Source organism: Paenibacillus sp. FSL R7-0128 (genome assembly GCF_038002245.1).
Taxonomy (GTDB): domain Bacteria; phylum Bacillota; class Bacilli; order Paenibacillales; family Paenibacillaceae; genus Paenibacillus_AQ; species Paenibacillus_AQ silagei.
The window spans coordinates 565,551-584,353 of the sequence record NZ_JBBOCD010000001.1; the positions used below are offsets into that span (position 1 = coordinate 565,551).

Annotated in this window: 14 protein-coding genes; 11 read left to right on the forward strand and 3 right to left on the reverse strand. The window is 54.7% G+C overall.

Annotated elements, in window-relative coordinates; genetic code table 11:
• Positions 1-2: 2 nt before the first annotated feature.
• Complete coding sequence (locus tag NST26_RS02405) at positions 3-248, forward strand: YneF family protein (RefSeq protein ID WP_036723780.1); 246 nt, start codon at positions 3-5, stop codon at positions 246-248.
• 60 nt (positions 249-308) lie between these two features.
• Positions 309-902, forward strand: coding sequence for a GTP cyclohydrolase I FolE (gene folE / locus NST26_RS02410; protein ID WP_036723782.1), 594 nt, complete (start codon positions 309-311; stop codon positions 900-902).
• 707 nt (positions 903-1,609) lie between these two features.
• Here folE and NST26_RS02415 read toward each other — a convergent pair.
• Together NST26_RS02415 and NST26_RS02420 are read right to left on the reverse strand one after the other, a co-directional pair.
• Entirely contained in the window at positions 1,610-2,797 is a 1,188-nt protein-coding gene (locus tag NST26_RS02415; protein ID WP_340956314.1) for a Fe-Mn family superoxide dismutase, read from the reverse strand.
• A 188-nt stretch (positions 2,798-2,985) separates the two neighbouring features.
• Positions 2,986-3,984, reverse strand: coding sequence for an alpha/beta hydrolase (locus NST26_RS02420; RefSeq protein ID WP_245368518.1), 999 nt, complete (start codon positions 3,982-3,984; stop codon positions 2,986-2,988).
• A 285-nt stretch (positions 3,985-4,269) separates the two neighbouring features.
• Here NST26_RS02420 and NST26_RS02425 point away from each other — a divergent pair, with 285 nt between their 5' ends.
• From NST26_RS02425 to NST26_RS02440, 4 genes are all read left to right on the forward strand, one after another.
• A complete protein-coding gene (locus NST26_RS02425; protein WP_036723784.1) occupies positions 4,270-5,022 on the forward strand; it encodes an IclR family transcriptional regulator in 753 nt (250 codons plus the stop codon).
• Positions 5,023-5,187: 165 nt separating this feature from the next.
• Positions 5,188-7,407 (forward strand): response regulator transcription factor, encoded by a 2,220-nt coding sequence (locus NST26_RS33950; protein ID WP_445323310.1) that lies wholly within the window; start codon positions 5,188-5,190, stop codon positions 7,405-7,407.
• Between the two features lie 879 nt (positions 7,408-8,286).
• Positions 8,287-9,585 (forward strand): group II intron reverse transcriptase/maturase, encoded by a 1,299-nt coding sequence (gene ltrA, locus NST26_RS02435; RefSeq protein WP_340950427.1) that lies wholly within the window; start codon positions 8,287-8,289, stop codon positions 9,583-9,585.
• A 474-nt stretch (positions 9,586-10,059) separates the two neighbouring features.
• Positions 10,060-11,079: an ABC transporter substrate-binding protein gene (locus tag NST26_RS02440; RefSeq protein ID WP_339253368.1), complete on the forward strand. Its 1,020-nt coding sequence runs from the start codon at positions 10,060-10,062 to the stop codon at positions 11,077-11,079.
• Positions 11,080-11,172: 93 nt separating this feature from the next.
• On the opposite strand, the gene acnA is transcribed toward NST26_RS02440, so the two are convergent.
• Entirely contained in the window at positions 11,173-13,917 is a 2,745-nt protein-coding gene (gene acnA, locus NST26_RS02445) for an aconitate hydratase AcnA (protein WP_036723790.1), read from the reverse strand.
• Between the two features lie 309 nt (positions 13,918-14,226).
• Here acnA and NST26_RS02450 point away from each other — a divergent pair, with 309 nt between their 5' ends.
• The 5 genes from NST26_RS02450 (at position 14,227) to NST26_RS02470 (ending at position 18,803) form a co-directional block, all read left to right on the forward strand.
• On the forward strand, positions 14,227-15,255 hold the full coding sequence (locus tag NST26_RS02450) for an amidase domain-containing protein (protein WP_339253371.1): 1,029 nt from the start codon (positions 14,227-14,229) through the stop codon (positions 15,253-15,255).
• 19 nt (positions 15,256-15,274) lie between these two features.
• A complete protein-coding gene (locus NST26_RS02455; RefSeq protein ID WP_036723792.1) occupies positions 15,275-16,366 on the forward strand; it encodes a D-alanine--D-alanine ligase in 1,092 nt (363 codons plus the stop codon).
• Positions 16,367-16,413: 47 nt separating this feature from the next.
• Positions 16,414-16,731, forward strand: a complete 318-nt coding sequence (locus NST26_RS02460) for a hypothetical protein (RefSeq protein WP_036723794.1) — start codon at positions 16,414-16,416, stop codon at positions 16,729-16,731.
• Positions 16,728-17,735 carry a UV DNA damage repair endonuclease UvsE gene (uvsE, locus tag NST26_RS02465; protein WP_036723795.1) on the forward strand — a complete coding sequence of 336 codons (1,008 nt, stop codon included), beginning with the start codon at positions 16,728-16,730 and terminating at the stop codon, positions 17,733-17,735. Before NST26_RS02460 ends, uvsE begins: the two co-directional genes overlap by 4 nt.
• A 180-nt stretch (positions 17,736-17,915) precedes the next feature.
• Positions 17,916-18,803 (forward strand): inositol monophosphatase family protein, encoded by an 888-nt coding sequence (locus tag NST26_RS02470; protein WP_036723796.1) that lies wholly within the window; start codon positions 17,916-17,918, stop codon positions 18,801-18,803.

Sequence of the window (18,803 nt, forward strand, 5' to 3'; positions counted from 1 at the left end):
AGATGAATATTGCATTGCCTATTATTACGCTTGTGGTAGGTCTGATCGGCGGATTCTTCATCGGCGTATATTATCTGCGCAGACAGATGACAACGATGCAGAATGATCCTGAAATGCTGCAGAAGGTTGCCAAGCAAATGGGGTACAACCTGAACGGGAAGCAAATGCAGCGAGCCCAGCAGATGATGAAGAACGGCAATCCGCCGGGGCGTCCCGCTGCGGGCAAAGGACAGTCCCGCAAGAAGTAATAATGATGATCGTATGAAATAGATAAGAGTCAGCTGCAGGTGCGGAAGGGGGGAGTTTTCATGGGGGGCATCAAGGAGTACAAGAACGGGAAGGTTTCTGTAAACCGTGAGCAGATTGAGTATCATGTAGAGAAGATTCTGGAATTAATCGGTGAGGATACGAGCCGTGAAGGCCTGCTGGAAACACCGGCCAGAGTGACCCGGATGTATGAAGAGATCTTCGGCGGTTATTCCGTTGATCCGCGTGAAGCGCTGGGCGTCACCTTCGACGAGTCTCATGAAGAGCTGGTCATTGTGAAGGATATTGTCTACTATAGCCAATGCGAGCATCACATGGCTCCATTCTTCGGCAAGGTGCATATCGGTTATGTGCCCAGCGGCCGCATTGCTGGACTCAGCAAGCTGGCCCGGCTCGTGGAAGCGGTCAGCCGCCGGTTACAGGTGCAGGAGCGCATCACAGCCCAGATCGCCGACATCATGACCGAGGTGCTGAATCCGCACGGTGTCATGGTTGTAGTCGAAGGGGAGCATCTGTGCATGTGTGCCCGGGGTGTGAAGAAGCCGGGCAGCAAGACGGTTACGATGGCCACCCGCGGCACCTTCCGTGAGGACGCTGCGGCAAGGGCCGAATTCCTGGCCTTGATCAAGGAATAAAGCCGGAGCCGTGAAGGATAAGCTTGCCGGACCGGCCCTGCAAGCGCAAAAGCCCGCCTGCCACTTCAACAGTGGCGGCGGGCTTTTGCGCGCGAAGGTGCGTGGCTCAAATGTATGCGGAAAACAGCATACATTTGCTGGCACGCAGGCATGTGGCCCGAATGTATGCGGAAAATAGCATACATTTGCTAGCGCGCAGGCATGTGGCCCGAATGTATGCGGAAAACAGCATACATTTGTTAGCGCGCGGGCATGTAACCCGAATGTATGCGGAAAACAGCATACATTGTGCTCGCAAGCAGGCGCACGGACCGAATGTATGTGAAAAACAGTATACATTATGCTCGCTAGCAGGCATATGAACCAAATATATGTGAAAAACAGTATACATTGTCTCGCAAGCAGGCACACGGACCGAATGTATGTGAAAACAGCATACATTGTGCTCGCGCGAAGGTGTGTGGCCCAATACTCCACAGCTTCTAATAAATTTAGAGAAATCTTGCAAGAAGTGAAACAATGCTACTCCATTCAAGCAGCCGGTGAGAGTGAACAACCTCAGAATTGGCCAGAGATACGCAGAGATATGCAGAACGCCGCCATGAGAGGGAGAAGTTCATCAGAACGTATGCGAAAGACGAATACAATGTGCCGCGCTGAAGGTGCGCGTGCTTGTTGTATGCGGAAAACGAATACACCACAGAGCCTCAGAAAGGCTGCCAGACCAGCTTGCGGGCAGCCCGGTAACGCTCGGTGACATAAGGCCAGTTCACGACTCTCCACCAGTCCTGGATGTAATCTGCACGGTTGTTCTGATGCTTGAGGTAATAGGCATGCTCCCACACATCGAGCGCCAGCAGCGGAACGACATCCCATTGGGACAGATTCTGATGCTTCTCAGCCGTCAGAATCTCCAGTCTGCGGCTGCGCGGGCTCCAGACCAGAATAGCCCATCCGCCGCCCTCGACTTTACCCGCGGCCTCAGTGAACTGGGCCTTGAAGGCATCATAGCTTCCGAAGCTGCGTTCTATAGCGTCCAGCAGGGCGCCGGAGGGGCGGCCGCCTCCTTGCGGGGACATGACATTCCAGAAGATCGTATGCAGATAGTGTCCGGCCCCATTGAAGGCAAGCTCCCGCTCCCAATGCTTAACCAGATCATAGTCGCCACTCAGGCGCGCTTCCGCCAGCTTGTTCTCCGCCTTGTTCAGCCCGTCTACATAGCTCTGGTGATGCTTGTCGTGATGAATGATCATCGTCTTCTCGTCAATATACGGCTCCAGAGCATTATAGGCATAAGGCAGAGGGGGAAGCGTATGCCCGCCGATGGGAACCGAGCCTGCCTCGCGGGATTCCCATAACGGAACTGCGAAGCTTCCTGTTCCCTGGAGACTGTCTCCGCCTGCAGCAGGAGCGGGTGAAGGAGCGGGTTCACCCTGTTCCGGCGGATTCATCCGCAGCATCCCGGGTCCGTAGTCCGCAGGAGTCAGAGCGGCCAGTACAGCGAGGAAGTATTCGGACTCCCGGATGAAGTGCAGCAGCGTGGTTCCCGCGAGGGGGAAGGCATTGACGGCGGCGCTGGCCTCCTTCATGGCCTTCAGGTGCCGGATGAATTCGGCGGACTGGTCGCAGGCGGTGTGCAGCAGCAGCCCGGCTTCGGCAGATGGACTCCCCGGACCGCCTGTGTCCGGTGCCTGGGGACTAGCGAGCAGCTGTTGCGCCGTCTGTTCTGTAGCCAGGAAGACAATGGCCCAGTCCTCCAGCAGCTTTACATATGGCTCCTCCAGGCGTGGGATGATCTGGATCAGGACCTCGGCATGCTCCTTCTCCTGATTTTTCCAGAAGGCAATCTCCCCTAGAATCTGTACTGGCGGCGGTGCAACGAATACATATGGCATGACATGCAGTCCTCCCGTCCTAAAGTTTCATCGGTTCATTATATGCCGGAGAAGGACAGCTTATGAGACTGGCCTGCGAGGGGAATTGCGGCGGAGGGATTGGAGGTCCTGTGCCCCGCACAGTAAAAAGGCATGCACAGAATGTATCACAGGATACATCTGCACATGCCTTAGGTAACGATAAGATGCTATTTGCTTGCGGTGGGGTTGCCTTGGCTCCCGCTGATCTGGGCCAGCTGCACATTCCCGAGAAAAGCGGATACCCGCCGCAGATACTCACGCGGGTGCTCGCGGAACAGCAGCTCATGATGGCTGTCCTCCACGATCCATGAATCCGAATACGGATTGCTCTGGTTCGCTGCCAGCTCCTCGGCAATCGGATAAGGTGCCTTATCGTCCTTGGTGCCGTGCATGAACAGTACCGGGAACGGATAATCCTCCGATTTGACCTTGGAGTAAGGAATCTGATTCAGTCCTGTGCCGTTCAGCACCGGGAAGAGCATCTCCATAATCTCCAGCGAAGGCTGGCGGGGAAGATTGATGTTCTGCTTGATGTTATGGTACAGGGTGTCCGGCTCCAGCAGGAAGGTGCTGTCCAGAATCATCGCGTCCACATCTTTGGTTACAAGTCCAGCTTGCAGGGCGGTGCCTGCGCCCATCGAGAAGCCCCAGACCACAATCTGGTCTGCCCCCTGCTCCTTGGCGAACTCAATGGCTCCGAGCAGCTGCTGGGATTCTTTTTTGCCGCCGGTTGCGATATCCCTGTCGGTCTTGGAGGCGAAGCCGTAGTCGAACATGACGACATTGAATCTCAGGCTGTGCGCGTAGTGGGCCAGATCATACATGGGAACCCAGCTCTCCTCGCGGTTCGCGCCATAGCCGTGACTGAAAACAATAGTTTTGGTGGCTCCTTTGGAAGGAATATACCATCCCTCCATCATCCGGCTGCCGTCCTTGGCAGGGAAGCTGATATCCTCGTAGGCGAGCCCCTTGGCCTGATAAGGATTGGAGTAGAGTGGGGCTACGGTAGGATTCGAGAGTACCCAGGCGATATAGGCATGCAGGGCGATGAAGCAGAATACAAAAAAGAAGAATACGGATAACAGCAGGGCCACAATGATGTGCTTGACGCGTATCATCCGAAGTGGAATTAGTGGTGACGAAGCGGGCTTACCCTCGTTAGGCATACGGGAGACCGGCGCGCCGGGATGACTAGTTGCCAGATTCATAAGGTCCCCTCCTGGAAAGTTTCAAGATTCAGAGCATGAATAGTTCATATATTTAATCGTAAATTTATGCCCTTACAAAGTCAATGGAAATGGTTCTTTTGTAATGTAACTGTAAACTGCGGACGGCTGATTATGGATACGGAATCTGCTGGACTTTATTTAGGCTTTTGCACTAAGATAGGGATATCTTAATAATTATGTAACCGGGTTTCAATAGGTGAAACATGTGAAGGGGAGATCGGGGTGGAAGACCGGAAGCTGACTGTACGCGCCGTAGAACGTGCGCTGGATATATTACTGTGCTTTACTCAGGATAATGATGATTACGACCTTAGTCTGACGGAGATCTCTGCGAAGATCGGCCTGCATAAAAGCACAGTGCACCGCCTGCTGACCACACTGGAGGAGAAGGGCTTCCTGCAGCGGGATGAGGGGACGGACAAATACCGCCTGGGCATCCGCATCTGGGAGCTGTCCACACATCTCCCGACGCTGAACGAGCCGGCGGTGCTTCTGCTGCCCGCCATGGAGCGGCTGCGCGACCGCCTGGGAGAGACGGTCAGCCTGTATCTGCGCGACAATCTGGAGCGTGTGCGCATTCAGGCGGTGCAGAGCCGGCAGGCTATCCGCCGGGTAGCCCAGATCGGCGCAAGGCTGCCGCTCTCGGTAGGCGCATCAAGCAAGGTTCTGGCTGCTTACGCGCCGCCGGAAGTGCAGGTCCGGCTGCTGGCCGACCCCGCATGGCCGGACAGTGTAGACCGCAGCCAGTACCTGGAGCAGCTGAAGGAGATCACCCGCTGCGGCTATGCAACTAGCTTCGAGGAACGGGAGCCGGGAGCGGCAGCCGTGGCTGTGCCCATCGCCGGACGGGCCGGGGGCGTGGTAGCAGCGCTCTCGATGTCCGGCCCGGTCAGCCGTCTGTCGCGGGAGACTCTGGAGGAATATGCTGTCATTTTGGCTGAGGCTGCTGCTGAAATGGGCCTAATGATGGGCTGATCTGAGGCCCCCGGCAGTAGATCTATGAAGGAAAACTTTAGGACATACAGGCTATTCAGCCTTCGTCATTCATTGTATATCTAGTTAAAATGAACTATCATTAGTAATGATTAGCTAAATTAAGAGTGAAGAAATAATAGGAATCCAGGGGCACGAGGTGATGGGATGAAAGTAGCTATACCCGATTCACTGATGGGAGAAATTCAAGAGCTCCAGGATACGTTCGGCTCTGTTACGGGTCAGGCGCTTGTGCTTACGGATCAGGCTGGGAATGTGGTTACGCGCCCGACGCTTTCCGGAATATTCTATCAGAAGATGTTTAAATCTTTACAGGTCATAGAGCGTCCCTTCGAGCCTGCATTGCTCAGAATGGGCCCCTTATCATATCCTGCCGTACTTGAAGAGTGGGTCCCCGGACTGAAGTATGTGGTCAGTCCGCTGGTTCCAGACTATGGGCAGACGTACTATTTATGGTCCGGCTTATATATGGAAGAAGGTACCCGTGGGCTTGTGCTGCAGGCGTTCGAGGCCAAGATGCGGAAACACCCCGACTATGAGATGTTGAAGGATGTACTGGCCGCCATGCCTGAGCTTAGCCGGGAAGGCATCGTCAGCATCAGGGGGAAATTGAGTGTGCTCGGGAATGTGCTCTCCAAATTGCTGGCGGGGTGCGCAGTGAAGCCGCTGGAACAGAGACGGAGCCTGGTGATTACCCAGCTGTTATCCAATCTGGAGAGTGAGTTCCTGAAGATAGAGGTTGTGCTGCAACAGATGGCCGGTATGTTCTCTGATGCGGAGCTGTATGCCTTTGCCCAAGAGGAGGAGGCCGGACAGTTCAAGGTCAAATATTCTGCCGGCAAAGAAGCAGGACTTCTCATGAATGCCGGGTTCCAGCAGGGAGACGGCTTCCTGGGACAGGCAGTTCTGGGCAGGGAGCCCCGGCACTGGCAGGACATTGCCCAAGATCCGAGATCGTTATTCTTCACTCAGCGCGCAATGACGCAGCCGGAATATTTGTCATGCTATCCGCTGAGAATTCACAGCGGGAAGAGGGCATTGCTGCTTGCTGTAGGCTTTGGGAAGAGCCGTCCAATCCAGGATTATGCCCAGTATGAGCAGAATGTTGCTGCGCTCCTGGGCTTATCCGGACGGGGAGAGCAGCTGGTGCAGCGCGAAGCTCTGCGCAGGGAAGCCACCCAGCGCTTGAAGGAGGCTGCCCGCCTGCTGCCGCAGGCCGCATCCACTCAGGAGCTGGGCACTGTGCTGCTGGATATGGTAATGGGCATGCCGTTCTTCCCGTCATCGGTGCTCGTATTCTTTGAGGAGCAGCCGGGGGATACCCATTACGCCAAGGGGTGGAGGCCGGAGGAGATTGCGCCGTATGTCCAGGACCTCCAGTCCCGTTACTCCTCGCAGGCCTTTCTCTCTTCTGCGATCATCAACGGGGAGGCCGAGGGGCAGGTCTTGCTCGAATGTCCGCTGATTGCCGAGAAGGTATTCAAGGGCATTCTGTCAGTGGGCTTCAGACGCCGCAGCGAAGCCGAGGAGTGGTTGTCCTTAACCGGCTGTCTCGCCAGTCTGGCGAGTACTTCGATCCGTCTGATCGAGAAGGAAGCCAGACATATGAAGCAGGCAGGGGTCTTCACCGGGCAGACACTTCATTATCTCCGGCTCAGTAATCCCGAGCTGCACCGCTTATCGGCAGAGGCTTCTGCCATGGCGTATGAGCTTGCCCGTTATACAGGACTGCCGGAGCGGGAGTCAGAGCAGATGAGAACGGCTGCTCTGCTGGCGCCGTTCAGGCTGGATTTCCTGCATGGGTACGGGTTCTACCCGGAGGAGCTTTCTTTGCTGGAGCAGGTGGACCAGTTTGCTTCGTTCTATTTTCAGATCAATAAGCCTTCGGTCTCTGTCACTGCCCAACTGCTCGCGCTGGTGCTTCATCATGCAGGCAAGGGCGCGGATAAGGAGCTGCTGGCGGACTCGGATCTGGAGTGGCTGGACCCCTCCCGCTTCAACCTGGATGATCATGTAGTCGGGGAGCTGTACAGTGAGCCGCGCACTACCTTCCAATCCTTCTTGCGCAGCCGCTCGGAAGCGATGTCCGCCAAAAGAGGCGTGTCGGCAGGGAAGCTGCTGAACAGTACGGCACTGAAGACGCCCAAGGAGGAATGGGGAATCTCGCCGCGCGAGGAGGAAGTGCTGGAGCTGATTATTCTGGGCAAGACGAACAAGGATATTGCCAGCGCCTTGTTTATCAGCGAGCATACCGTCAAGAATCATCTGAGCCGTATTTTTAATAAAATGGACGTAACAGACCGCTCACAGATCATAGCACTGGTCTACAAAAGAATATTCGATTCCGAGCGTATCGAGATGTCCTGAAAGCCCTCCTGGAGTCACGATTATTCATTTGCTTATGCCCATAACCTATCTTGCTACTTCTCGCTGAAACGAAGCCGTCCTTACTAAGGACGGTTTTTTTGGATATTACATTTTCATACTTTTATTTACCATATTTCGACAGAAAACCGAACACATTGGACTGGGCGCGCCGCGTAGGCCAGATGTAATCGAAAAACCGAACACATTGGACTGGGCGCGCCGCGTAGGCCGTGTGTTTATCGCAGTGCCAGACGTATTTTCACAGAAAAACCGAATACAATGGGTGCCGCTGCGCGGAGGGAATGGCCCCATGCATCACAGGCAGTAACATTTTAAGAGGAATCCTGCAAAAAGTGGAGCGACCGAGCCTAGGTTGAGTAACTTAGCAGGTGGAACCCCTGCTTGGAAAGGCGAAAGCCACGCCACCAATAGCGAGTCTTGGAGCGGCAAGGGTAACCCTGCCGTTTAAGCGTAGACAGTTAGGATGCAGGCCTGAAAGTGATGGAGCCTCGAAATGCAGCAAACGGGAAGGTCGACGGGCTCACTTTCCCGGAAGACAACATGACTCCAGCCGAAAAAAAAAAAAAAAAGGCGAGGATGGAGGAGCTTCCCCGGGGTCGAAGAGCCAGGCATGTATACCCATGGTTACTCAGCAACTCGGGAGACCCTGACGCTCTTCTGCGAGAGAAGTACTATTTAGGAACCTTTGCAGGAGTATGGCAAACAAGCCGTAACACGTAAGAATGTCAAACGGCGTTCAGGGAGTCGGATTGCCGCATAAGACCTGTGAAACCCCTGTAATGGGGGCGGAGGAAAGGCAGGCGACACCCCATCAATCTTGGTAAGGACACATTGGCCACACACAGAGGTGGGAAAAAAATGGAAACGAAATTAACAAGAATAGCAGAAATGGCCAAAGCAGATCCGAAGTTACGGTTCAACTCCATCGGACATCTCATTGACACAGAAGCATTAAAGAGAAGTCACAAAGAGATGAAACCGGGAAAGGCAACCGGAGTCGATGGATCGACCAAAGAGACGTACGAAGCCAACGTGGAAGCGAATGTAACACACCTGGTGGACCGGTTAAAGCGAAGAAGCTACAGACCTCAGCCCGCGAGAAGAGTGTACATCCCAAAGGACGGGAAAAACATGCGGCCCCTAGGAATTCCTGCGTATGAAGACAAACTGGTGCAACATGCGCTGAAAAGAGTACTGGAAGCCATTTATGAACAAGACTTCATGGATTTCTCGTATGGATTTCGCCCGAACCGAAACATGCACAGTGCGCTGAAACATCTAAACCGGGTCATCGAGCAGGGAAAAACCAGCTATGTCGTCGATGCAGACATCTCCGGCTTCTTCAACCATGTAAATCACGAATGGCTGATGAAATTCCTCGAACTGCGAATCGGAGATCCAAACATCCACCGGCTGGTGAGACGGATGCTGAAAGCAGGTATTCAGGAGGATGGACACTTTGAACCGACGGAGGAAGGAACTCCCCAAGGTTCGGTGGTGTCGCCCCTGCTAGCCAACGTCTACCTGCACTATGTCCTTGACCTATGGTTTACCGTGACGGTGAGGAAGCAGTGCGGGGGGCAAGCCGAAATGGTGCGCTTCGCCGATGATTTTGTATGCTGCTTCCAGTACAAAGAAGATGCAGAACGCTTCTATACCGCACTTGTGCTCCGGCTGGAGAAATTCGGGTTAAGCATTGCGGAAGAGAAGACGAAAATCATCGCGTTCGGTCGTTTTGCGGAAGCAGAATCACGGAGGAAGGGCGAAGGGAAACCGAAAACATTCGATTTCCTAGGCTTCACGCACTACTGCGCCAAGAGCCGAAAAGGAACCTTCCGGGTAAAGCGTAAAACGAGTGGGAAGAAATTCAGACAGAAGGTCAGAGCCATGAAGAGCTGGGTCAGGTGGAATCGCCACATGAAGCAGGAGGATTTCCTAGGCGTCATCCGGTCCAAACTGTCGGGACACTACCGATACTATGGAATCACGGATAACTCGGAGAAAATAAAAACCTATTACATGCAAACGCTCGACTTGATCTATACATGGCTAAACCGCAGAAGTCAGCGCAGGAGTTTCACCTGGGAGAGGTTCTACGAAGTGCTAAACGAATTCAGGCTACCTAAGCCGCGGATCTACGTCAATATCTACGATTAAGGCCAATTGTGAACGATGGGGTGAAGAGCCGTATGCGTAAATTGCGCACGTACGGATCTGTGAGGGGTAGGGGCACAATCCACGAAGGAAAGGCCCCGCCTACTCGACCAACAATACTGCCCCAAAGAAGCGTTCTATGCTGAAATCCTGCACGAAATGCAACAAATCCAGCGCTAACTAACTCTAAATACCGAAAATTCTGCAAAAGATGCAACAATGTATCACAGCCAGTAACATTTTTAGAGAAATCCTGCAAGATGTGCAACAATGCGGCTCCAAGCAAGTGGCCGGTGAGAGAGAAAGCCCGGAATTGGCAAGGGATAGGCGGAGCACCGCCCGGATGGAAGAAACACTTCAAAACGTATGCGAAAACCGGCTACAAAAAAGTTCCCGGAGAGTTGTCAGCCTGCCTACTCTGTGATATATTACTAATGATAATGATTATCAATATCATATATACATAGGGGGATTATCTTGCGATACTCTAAACAAAGTCTTGTCCTGATTGTCTTTACTCTCGTCATGGCTGTCCTGCTGGCAGCCTGCGGTTCATCGGGTAATTCCGGCTCTGGCTCCGGGGCAGCAGCGAATGCTCCTGCACCTGCAGCTTCTGAAGCACCCTCTGCTGCTCCGGCTACTGATAAACCCTCCGCTGAAGCAGAGATGGTTACTTTCCAGGATAGCGCCGGTGAGGTTCAAGTGCCTAAGAATCCGCAGAGAATCGTGGATACTACAGCCTTTTATACAGGATATCTTCTGGCGCTGGGTGTGAAGCCGGTAGGAGTCATGCAAGGAGCCAAGGATAGTCCCTATCTTGCAGAAATGCTTGAAGGTGCAGAAGGGCTTGGTGATGATGTCACCCCGGAGAATATCCTGTCCCTGGACCCTGACCTGATTATTGTGTATACCGGCACAGAAGGCATCGATAAGCTGAAGGAAATTGCGCCTGTGGTACAGATTCAGTATGGCGCCAAGAATTATAAGGATCAGATGCTCGACTACGGCAAGCTGGTGAACAAGAATGATGAAGCTAAGGCCTGGATCGCCCAGTGGGAGGCCCGCATTGCTGAGCTGAAGCCGCAGGTACAGGCTGCTGTTGGCAATAAGACGGTATCTATCCTGAATCCATATGCCAAGGGGTTGTATGTCTTTGGGCATAACTATGGCCGGGGCGGTGAGATTCTGTATGGGGAGTTCGGGCTGAAGGCTCCCGCAGAAGCGCAGAAGGAGGCCATCGACAGCGGAACTGGCTGGGCTTCCATCTCCCTGGAGAAGCTGCCGGACTTTGCCGGAGACATTATCTTTACCTGCCCGTGGTCAGGGGATACTACAGACCCGAAGATTGTCTATGACAATCCGCTGTGGAAGGGGCTTCCGGCGGTCAAGGCAGGGAATGTATTCCAGTTGAACCCTGCTGCCGATACGTACAATGACCCGATCTCTCTGGAGAAACAGCTGGATTTCATTACGACCAGCCTGCTGTCAGTCAAATAGGGCATTCCTGAAAAAGACAAAAAGCTGCGCCGGTATCAGACTGAAATCTGATACCGGCGCAGCTTGTATAATGATCTATCCTTATGAAGCCGATTATTCTACCGGCTGAGCCGCTTCCGAAGCTGTAGCATCTGCCAGCATCTGGCGGAGGACTGTCTGCAGAATACCGCCATTGCGGTAGTAGTCGATGTCTACGGTACTATCGAGACGGGCAATGACCGGGAAGTCGAACTGGGTGCCATCTTCACGGGTAGCAGTGACTGTCAGCTCCTGTCCGGGAAGGACATGGTTGTCAAGACCGGTAATGTCGAAGGTCTCGCGTCCGGTCAGCCCCATGCTGCTCCAGCCATGGCCTTCCTGGAACTGCAGCGGCAACACGCCCATGCCGACGAGATTGCTGCGGTGAATCCGCTCGAAGCTCTCAGCGATGACGGCTTTGACTCCGAGGAGGAGTGTTCCCTTAGCAGCCCAGTCGCGGGAGCTGCCTGTGCCGTATTCTTTACCGGCGATAACGATCAGGTTCTGTCCGGCCGACTGGTACAGCATGGAGGCGTCATAGATCGACATGACCTCATCGCTCGGGAGGAAGGTGGTTACGCCGCCTTCTGTTCCAGGAGCCACTGCGTTGCGGATACGGATGTTAGCGAAGGTACCGCGCATCATCACCTCATGATTCCCGCGGCGCGAGCCGTAGGAGTTGAAGTCAGCGCGTTCCACGCCATGGCCGCGCAGATATTCTCCGGCTGGACCGGAAGTGGAGATATTCCCGGCTGGCGAGATATGGTCGGTAGTGACGGAATCGCCAAGCAGGGCAAGCACACGGGAGCTCTTGATGTCCTTAATGTCAGAGACACCGTCTGCCAGATGCTCGAAGAATGGCGGATTCTGAATGTAGGTAGAGTTGTTATCCCACTCATACAGCTCGCCTTCCGGTACCGGAATGTTATTCCAGCGTTCATTGGCTGTGAATACATTCTCGTATTTGCTACGGAACATTTCCGGACTGAGTGAGAGCGCTACGGCTTCGCGGATCTCGGCTGTAGTCGGCCAGATATCGGCCAGGAAGACAGGCTCACCCTGCGGGTCATAGCCCAGCGGCTCGGTCTTCAGGTCAATATTCACCGTGCCGGCCAGTGCGTAGGCGACAACCAGCGGCGGTGAAGCCAGATAGTTGGCTTTGACCTGGGCATGCACGCGGCCCTCGAAGTTACGGTTCCCGGATATTACGGCGGCAACCGTCATATCATGCTCTGTAATGGCTTCGCTGACTTCATCCGGCAACGGACCGGAGTTGCCGATACAGGTAGCGCAGCCGTAGCCGGCCAGGTAGAAGCCGAGCGCTTCTAGCGGCTTCAGCAGATCTGCCTTCTGCAGGTATTCCGTAACGACCAGCGATCCGGGAGTCAGGCTGCTTTTGACATAGCCCGGTTTGGTCAGCCCGCGTTCTACAGCCTTCTTGGCAAGCAGTCCTGCGCCCAGCATTACGCTCGGGTTAGAGGTGTTCGTACAGCTCGTGATGGCTGCAATGACTACCGCTCCTGTAGAGAGCTTGCTAGTGCTTCCGTTCTTGTGCTGAATCTCAACTTCTTCCGCAATCTTCTCGTCGCTGAGGCCATAGCCGCCCTTGTCGACAGGTGTACGGATAATGCCTTCGAAATTCTCCTTCATATGGGTAAGCTCTACCCGGTCCTGCGGACGCTTCGGTCCGGCCAGGCTGGGAACCACAGAAGCCAGATCCAGCTCAATGACATCGCTGAATGTCGGGTCCGGTGTCTCTGCGGTGCGGAACATACCCTGCGCCTTATAATAATCCCCTACCAGCTCTACCAGCTCATCCGGGCGTCCGGTGCTGCGCAGATAGGCCAGTGTCTCCTCATCTACAGGGAAGAAGCCGACGGTTGCACCGTATTCAGGAGCCATGTTGGCTACTGTCGCCCGGTCTGCCAGACTGATGTTCGCCAGACCCGGACCGTAGAATTCGACGAACTTGCCGACTACGCCTTTTTTGCGCAGCATTTGGGTAACGGTAAGGGCCAGATCGGTAGCTGTAGCGCCTTCCATCAGACTGCCGGTCAGCTTGAAGCCAACGACATCCGGGGTAACGAAATACAGCGGCTGTCCAAGCATTCCTGCTTCAGCCTCAATTCCGCCGACGCCCCAGCCTACTACGCCAAGGCCGTTAATCATTGTAGTATGGGAGTCCGTGCCGACCAGGGAATCCGGGTAGACAACTGTCTCTCCGTCAATGGTCTTGGTGGCCGCAACAGAAGCCAGATACTCCAGGTTCACCTGATGCACAATTCCGGTTGCCGGGGGAACCGCACGGAAATTATTGAAGGCGGTCTGTGCCCAGCGCAGGAAGCGGTAGCGCTCCTCATTACGCTCAAATTCTACGTTCATATTATATTCAAGGGCATCGGCCGTTCCGAACGCATCCACCATAACCGAATGGTCAATAACAAGGTCAACCGGTACAAGCGGGTTGATCTTCTTCGGGTCTCCGCCCGCCTTCTTAACGGTATCGCGCATAGCGGCGAGATCCACAACTACAGGTACGCCGGTGAAATCCTGCAGGACAATCCGGGCAGGAATGAACGGGATTTCCTTATTGCGGTCAATGCCGCCGGACCAGTTGGCCAGCTGCTTGACATGTTCTTCAGTAATTGCCCGTCCGTCATATTGGCGGACAGCCGCTTCGAGTAAGACCTTAATGGAGAATGGCAGGGAGGAAATGTCGCCTGCACCTTGCTCCTCCAGAGCATTCAAATGATAGTAGCGATAAGTTTTGCCACCTGATTTCAGGTTCTTGGCCAATGAAAAATGGTCCTTGCTTGGCATATATGCGCCTCCTCGTTTCATCTGGTGAAACTACATTTCATAATTCCTATACTTTAAGTATAACGTTTACAATGGGGGGAGTAAAGTTTTTTTTGCTCCTTGATGTAAGGTATATTCAGGGTTTCCACGGATGCATAGAACCGCCGGCTCCCTGACTTCCTTGCAGTTAAATCGCTCCCGCTTCCGTATAGGTGCGAGCAATCCTTCATATACATAGGACAGCAGCCATTGTGGCGGTGAAACCGTGAAGGAATATTCTTAGCTTACATCATATACATTCTTATCTGTGAACGAAAGGGCGGAGGATGAATGGAGCAGCAGTGGAAGAAAAGTCTCTATGTCTATGTGGACCAGCTGAACAAGGGGCGGGTTGCACCTGGCGCCGAACCGCGCCATACCACAATTAGGGACCCCCGGTTCCTGGACGAACAGCGCACGCGTTCCCGCCGGATCGCCCAGTGGTACACCCGCCGGGGCATTACTCCGCTGCGCGGGGAGACAGGGGTGCGGACGCTGCGAACCGTGCGGCAGAATCCTGCCGAGGTGGTCGCCGATGTGGCGCTGCACAGCGCCTTCTATTATGAGAAGGGCGGGATGACGCATCGTGAGGATGTAGTGGAGTCGGAGCGACTGACCTTTGTACGTGAAAAAGACGGCTGGGAGATTGTGAACGTGGAGCGCCGTGTGCCTGAGCGGAATGGAGTGCGCAAGGTGGTGGAGAAAGATCCGGCACTGCGGCTCTCGGAATGGGGGGAGGCTCTGCCCGATCCGCGTCCTTCCCAGCCGCTGCTGAACCGCCGTGTCCTGAAGGGCGCAAGCGGCGCAAGGGAGGTGCGGTACCGCAGGGAGGAGGCTGCAGCCTATGCCGACCTCTGGTGGAAGGAGGGGAATCCGGAGTTCGAGATTTTTGAGGTGGACTGCACGAATTATGTCTCCCAATGTCTCTTTGCAGGGGGAGCGCCTATCAACTATACTGGTAAAAGAGAAACGGGCTGGTGGTACAAGGGCTATAATGGAGCCCAGGAATGGTGGAGCTTCAGCTGGGCGGTCTCCGACAGCCTGCAGCGTTATCTGAGCGGGAGCCGTAGCAGCGGGCTGCGGGCGGAGATTGTCGAGCGGCCGGAGCAGCTTCAGCTGGGCGACATTATTCAGTATGACTGGGACGGCAACGGGCATTATCAGCACAGCACGATCGTTACCGCTTTTGATGCTGGCGGGCAGCCGCTGGTGAATGCGCGGACGGTTAGCAGCCGTCATCGCTTCTGGGATTACAAGGATTCCTACGCCTGGACGGACCGGACGGCATATCGTTTTTTTCATATCAATGACTATTTATAGATCAGAAAGAGGTTAGGGCATGGGGAACGCTAAAACTACCGTAGGACTGGTGTACGGCGGCAAATCCGGAGAGCATGAGGTATCGCTGCAGACGGCTTATGCGGTTATGAACGCTTTTGACTACGATAAATATGAGATTATTCCGTTCTATATCTCCAAGCAGGGGGTATGGAAGGTAGGTGCAGTGCTGGAGGCTCCCTTCCCCGCGATTGAGCAGCTTAAGCTCTCCGGGGTGGCTGGTGACATGGGTACAGCCCTGAATGCCTTGTTCAGCGGGCTCAGCGGAGGCGAGCAGGTAATAGACGTCATGTTCCCGCTGCTGCATGGTACGAACGGCGAGGATGGCACCATTCAGGGACTGTTCGAGATGGCGAATATCCCGTATATCGGTGCAGGGGTGCTGGCTTCATCGGCGGGTATGGATAAGGTAGTTATGAAGAAGCTGTTCGGCGAGGCGGGGCTGGAGCAATGTGATTACTGCTACTTCAATGCTGCGAACTGGAGACAGCGCAAGCATGAGCTGATTGTAGGTCTGGAGGATAAGCTGGGATATCCGGTATTCGTCAAGCCTGCCAACCTGGGCTCCAGCGTAGGAATCTCCAAGGCCACGGACAAGGAAAGTCTGATCAAGGCTGTGGATTATGCCTTCCGTTATGACACGAAGGTGATTATTGAGGAGTTCGTGGATGCGCGGGAAGTAGAGGTGGCGGTACTCGGCAATGAGGAGCCGGAGGCCTCGGTTCCGGGTGAAATCGTCTCTTCCGGTGAATATTATGATTATGCGGCCAAGTACACCGACGGCAAATCGCAAATGCTGATCCCGGCACCTGTCGATCCCGAGGTAGCGGACCACTTGCGCGAGTCGGCGATATTGGCCTTCAAGGCTATTGAGGGCAGCGGAATTACCCGGGCCGACTTTTTCCTGCGGAAGTCTGACGGCAAGATTCTTATTAATGAAGTGAATACCATGCCAGGCTTCACCCCGTTCAGCATGTATCCTCTGCTGTGGCGTGAGACCGGTGTGTCCTATAAAGCGCTGCTGGACCGTATGATCGGGCTGGCGCTGGAGCGTTACCGGTTCAGACAGGGCCTGAAGTACGATAATGAATAAACCACGTTGATCGGCGGGAGCATTCCGGCCGGGAAGGAGAGAGAAGCATGGGGTTTCAATCAGAATTCAATTCGGTGTGCAAGTTCAAGAATGAGCAGGAGCTGTACGAGCTGCTGGAGTACGGACGTACCAAGATGGTGAAGCAGGGCTTCCGTGTCTATCCGACCGGCCAGAAGGTGATCGCCTATACCCCGGAGAATGTAGCGGTGGCCATTGTCAAAATTTCTGCGTCGATTGCTGAAATCAATTTTCAGGGCAATGAGGTTACGGCGGTGGAAATGGATCTGGTCCGGAAGCTGAATGAGGAAGAGTCGCGCGTTCAGACGGCTCTTGCCTACGAGATGTTCTTCGGGGAAGAGGGATGATTGTCCGCTTCGGCTATGTTGCCATGTCTACGGTGATTCCTGACTGTTCTCCCTCCAAAACGATGACGATGGCAAGCTTCAACAAGCTGGGCGACCGGGAGGCGGGCCTTCGTAAGCTGGAATCCATCGCCCGGATGAATCTGCATAATACGCTCCGTCTGCTGAAGCATAATGTCGGATCGGATATTAAGGTCTACAGGCTCACCTCCAAGCTGGTTCCGCTGGCCACCCACCCTGATCTGGCGGACTGGAATCCGCTGGCTGCTCTTGCGGAGGAATTCGCTGAGGTGGGCAGCTATGTGAAGAAGCACGGGCTGCGCGTCAGCTTCCACCCGGATCACTTCACGGTGCTGAGTACGCCGCGGCCGGAGGTGCTTGCAAGCTCGATCCGTGATCTGCAGCATCATACGGACATGCTGGACGCGATGGGGCTGCCGGCGACGGCTAAGAGCAATATCCACATCGGCGGCGCTTACGGGGACAAGCCTCTGTCTGCGGAACGCTTCTGCGTACAATGCTCCGCGTTGCCGCTTGCGCTTAGAGAGCGGATGACGCTGGAGAACGACGACAAGACGTTCAACGCGGTAGAGACGCTGGAGGTTTGCCGCAGAATGGAGCTGCCGATGGTGCTGGATATCCATCACCAATGGGTCAACAATGAAGGTGAGCTTCCCTGGGAGCTGTGGCCGGAGATCCTGAAGACATGGACAAGCCCTCTGGCACTGAAGGATGTACCGCCCGGAGGGCAGCTGCCGCCGAAGATCCATGTGTCCAGCCCGCGCAGCCCGTCTGATCCGCGCAGCCATGCCGATGGGGTGGAGCCGGCACCGCTGGTTGCTTTTCTGAAGCGGATTGCTGCGGACACTCCCGCCGTAGATGTGATGATTGAGGCGAAGCTCAAGGATGGGGCCCTGTTCGGTCTGATGGAGGAGATGAAGGGACTGTCGGAAGGCGGGAATGGAATTATGGTACTAAACGGAGCGAGTGTGAATATAGAACCATAACTGGCAAAAAACTTGCCGGCCAGGCCCGTGAGCGGCACCAGTCATGACTTGATAAACCGGCCGAAATGAGGTACGTTGAAAGAAAGTTGAGCAGTCATGTTCTAAGGCAGAGAAAGGGTATCCTGCGGAAACAGCGGTCCCCGGGAGAACAATCATGCGCAAAGAAAGCGGAGTGAAGAGATGAGTCCTGTAAGTCCTGATAACCGAAATGAACGGCAGCCCTATGTAGTTACAAGCAAGGGACATACGGCGGCAGCCATCAATGCTGCGGCCAAAGCGGGGGAATGGATCAAGAGCAGACAAGGCCAGGTGAAGGAGCTGGGCAGTAAGACATCGGCCCAGGATCTGGTCACGGAGGTCGATAAGGGTGTGGAGCAGATGATCCGCCGGCTGATCCTGACCCATTATCCCGACCATGCCATCCTTGGCGAGGAGGGTGTTGAGCCTGGTGCGGAGGCACTGACGGCCGCGCTGGATGAAGCACGGGAGCATGAGTATCTGTGGATCGTCGATCCGATAGACGGCACGACTAATTTCGTGCACGGCTTCCCGTTCTATTGTGTATCGATTGCTCTGGTTGTTAAGGGAGAGCTTACGGTAGGCGTGATCTATGATCCGATCCGGGACGAGATGTTCGTGGCGGAGAAGGGGAAGGGCGCATACATGCACGGGATTCCCACGAAGGTATCGGCTGAGACTCTGCCGGGTAACAGCCTGATCGCCATGGGCTTCCCGCCGGACCGCGTGGTGGCCCAGCCGGCGAATATGGCCGGGCTGCAGCAGATTATGCCGCAGGTCCGCGGCATTCGTGCCGGAGGATCGGCGGCACTGCATCTGGCTTATGTTGCTGCCGGACGAGTGGACGGGTATTGGGAGGTTGGACTGAGCCCTTGGGACTGCGCAGCGGGGGTGCTGCTGGTGCTGGAATCCGGCGGCAAGGTCACGAATACGCTGGGTGATCCCTACGATATCGGCACACGCCATGTAGTCGCAAGCAATGGACGAATTCATGATTATCTGGTTACGTCCCTGCAGGCCGCAGATGCTACAGGCTTCAAGAAGCAGTAG

What these genes read in the sequence shown, in the direction of transcription:
- NST26_RS02405 (WP_036723780.1), top strand. Translation starts at nt 3, where the DNA reads ATGAATATTGCATTGCCTATTATTACGCTTGTGGTAGGTCTGATCGGC.
- folE (WP_036723782.1), top strand. Translation starts at nt 309, where the DNA reads ATGGGGGGCATCAAGGAGTACAAGAACGGGAAGGTTTCTGTAAACCGT.
- NST26_RS02415 (WP_340956314.1), bottom strand. Translation starts at nt 2,797, where the DNA reads ATGCCATATGTATTCGTTGCACCGCCGCCAGTACAGATTCTAGGGGAG.
- NST26_RS02420 (WP_245368518.1), bottom strand. Translation starts at nt 3,984, where the DNA reads ATGCCTAACGAGGGTAAGCCCGCTTCGTCACCACTAATTCCACTTCGG.
- NST26_RS33950 (WP_445323310.1), top strand. Translation starts at nt 5,188, where the DNA reads ATGAAAGTAGCTATACCCGATTCACTGATGGGAGAAATTCAAGAGCTC.
- ltrA (WP_340950427.1), top strand. Translation starts at nt 8,287, where the DNA reads ATGGAAACGAAATTAACAAGAATAGCAGAAATGGCCAAAGCAGATCCG.
- acnA (WP_036723790.1), bottom strand. Translation starts at nt 13,917, where the DNA reads ATGCCAAGCAAGGACCATTTTTCATTGGCCAAGAACCTGAAATCAGGT.
- NST26_RS02450 (WP_339253371.1), top strand. Translation starts at nt 14,227, where the DNA reads ATGGAGCAGCAGTGGAAGAAAAGTCTCTATGTCTATGTGGACCAGCTG.
- NST26_RS02455 (WP_036723792.1), top strand. Translation starts at nt 15,275, where the DNA reads ATGGGGAACGCTAAAACTACCGTAGGACTGGTGTACGGCGGCAAATCC.
- NST26_RS02460 (WP_036723794.1), top strand. Translation starts at nt 16,414, where the DNA reads ATGGGGTTTCAATCAGAATTCAATTCGGTGTGCAAGTTCAAGAATGAG.
- uvsE (WP_036723795.1), top strand. Translation starts at nt 16,728, where the DNA reads ATGATTGTCCGCTTCGGCTATGTTGCCATGTCTACGGTGATTCCTGAC.
- NST26_RS02470 (WP_036723796.1), top strand. Translation starts at nt 17,916, where the DNA reads ATGAGTCCTGTAAGTCCTGATAACCGAAATGAACGGCAGCCCTATGTA.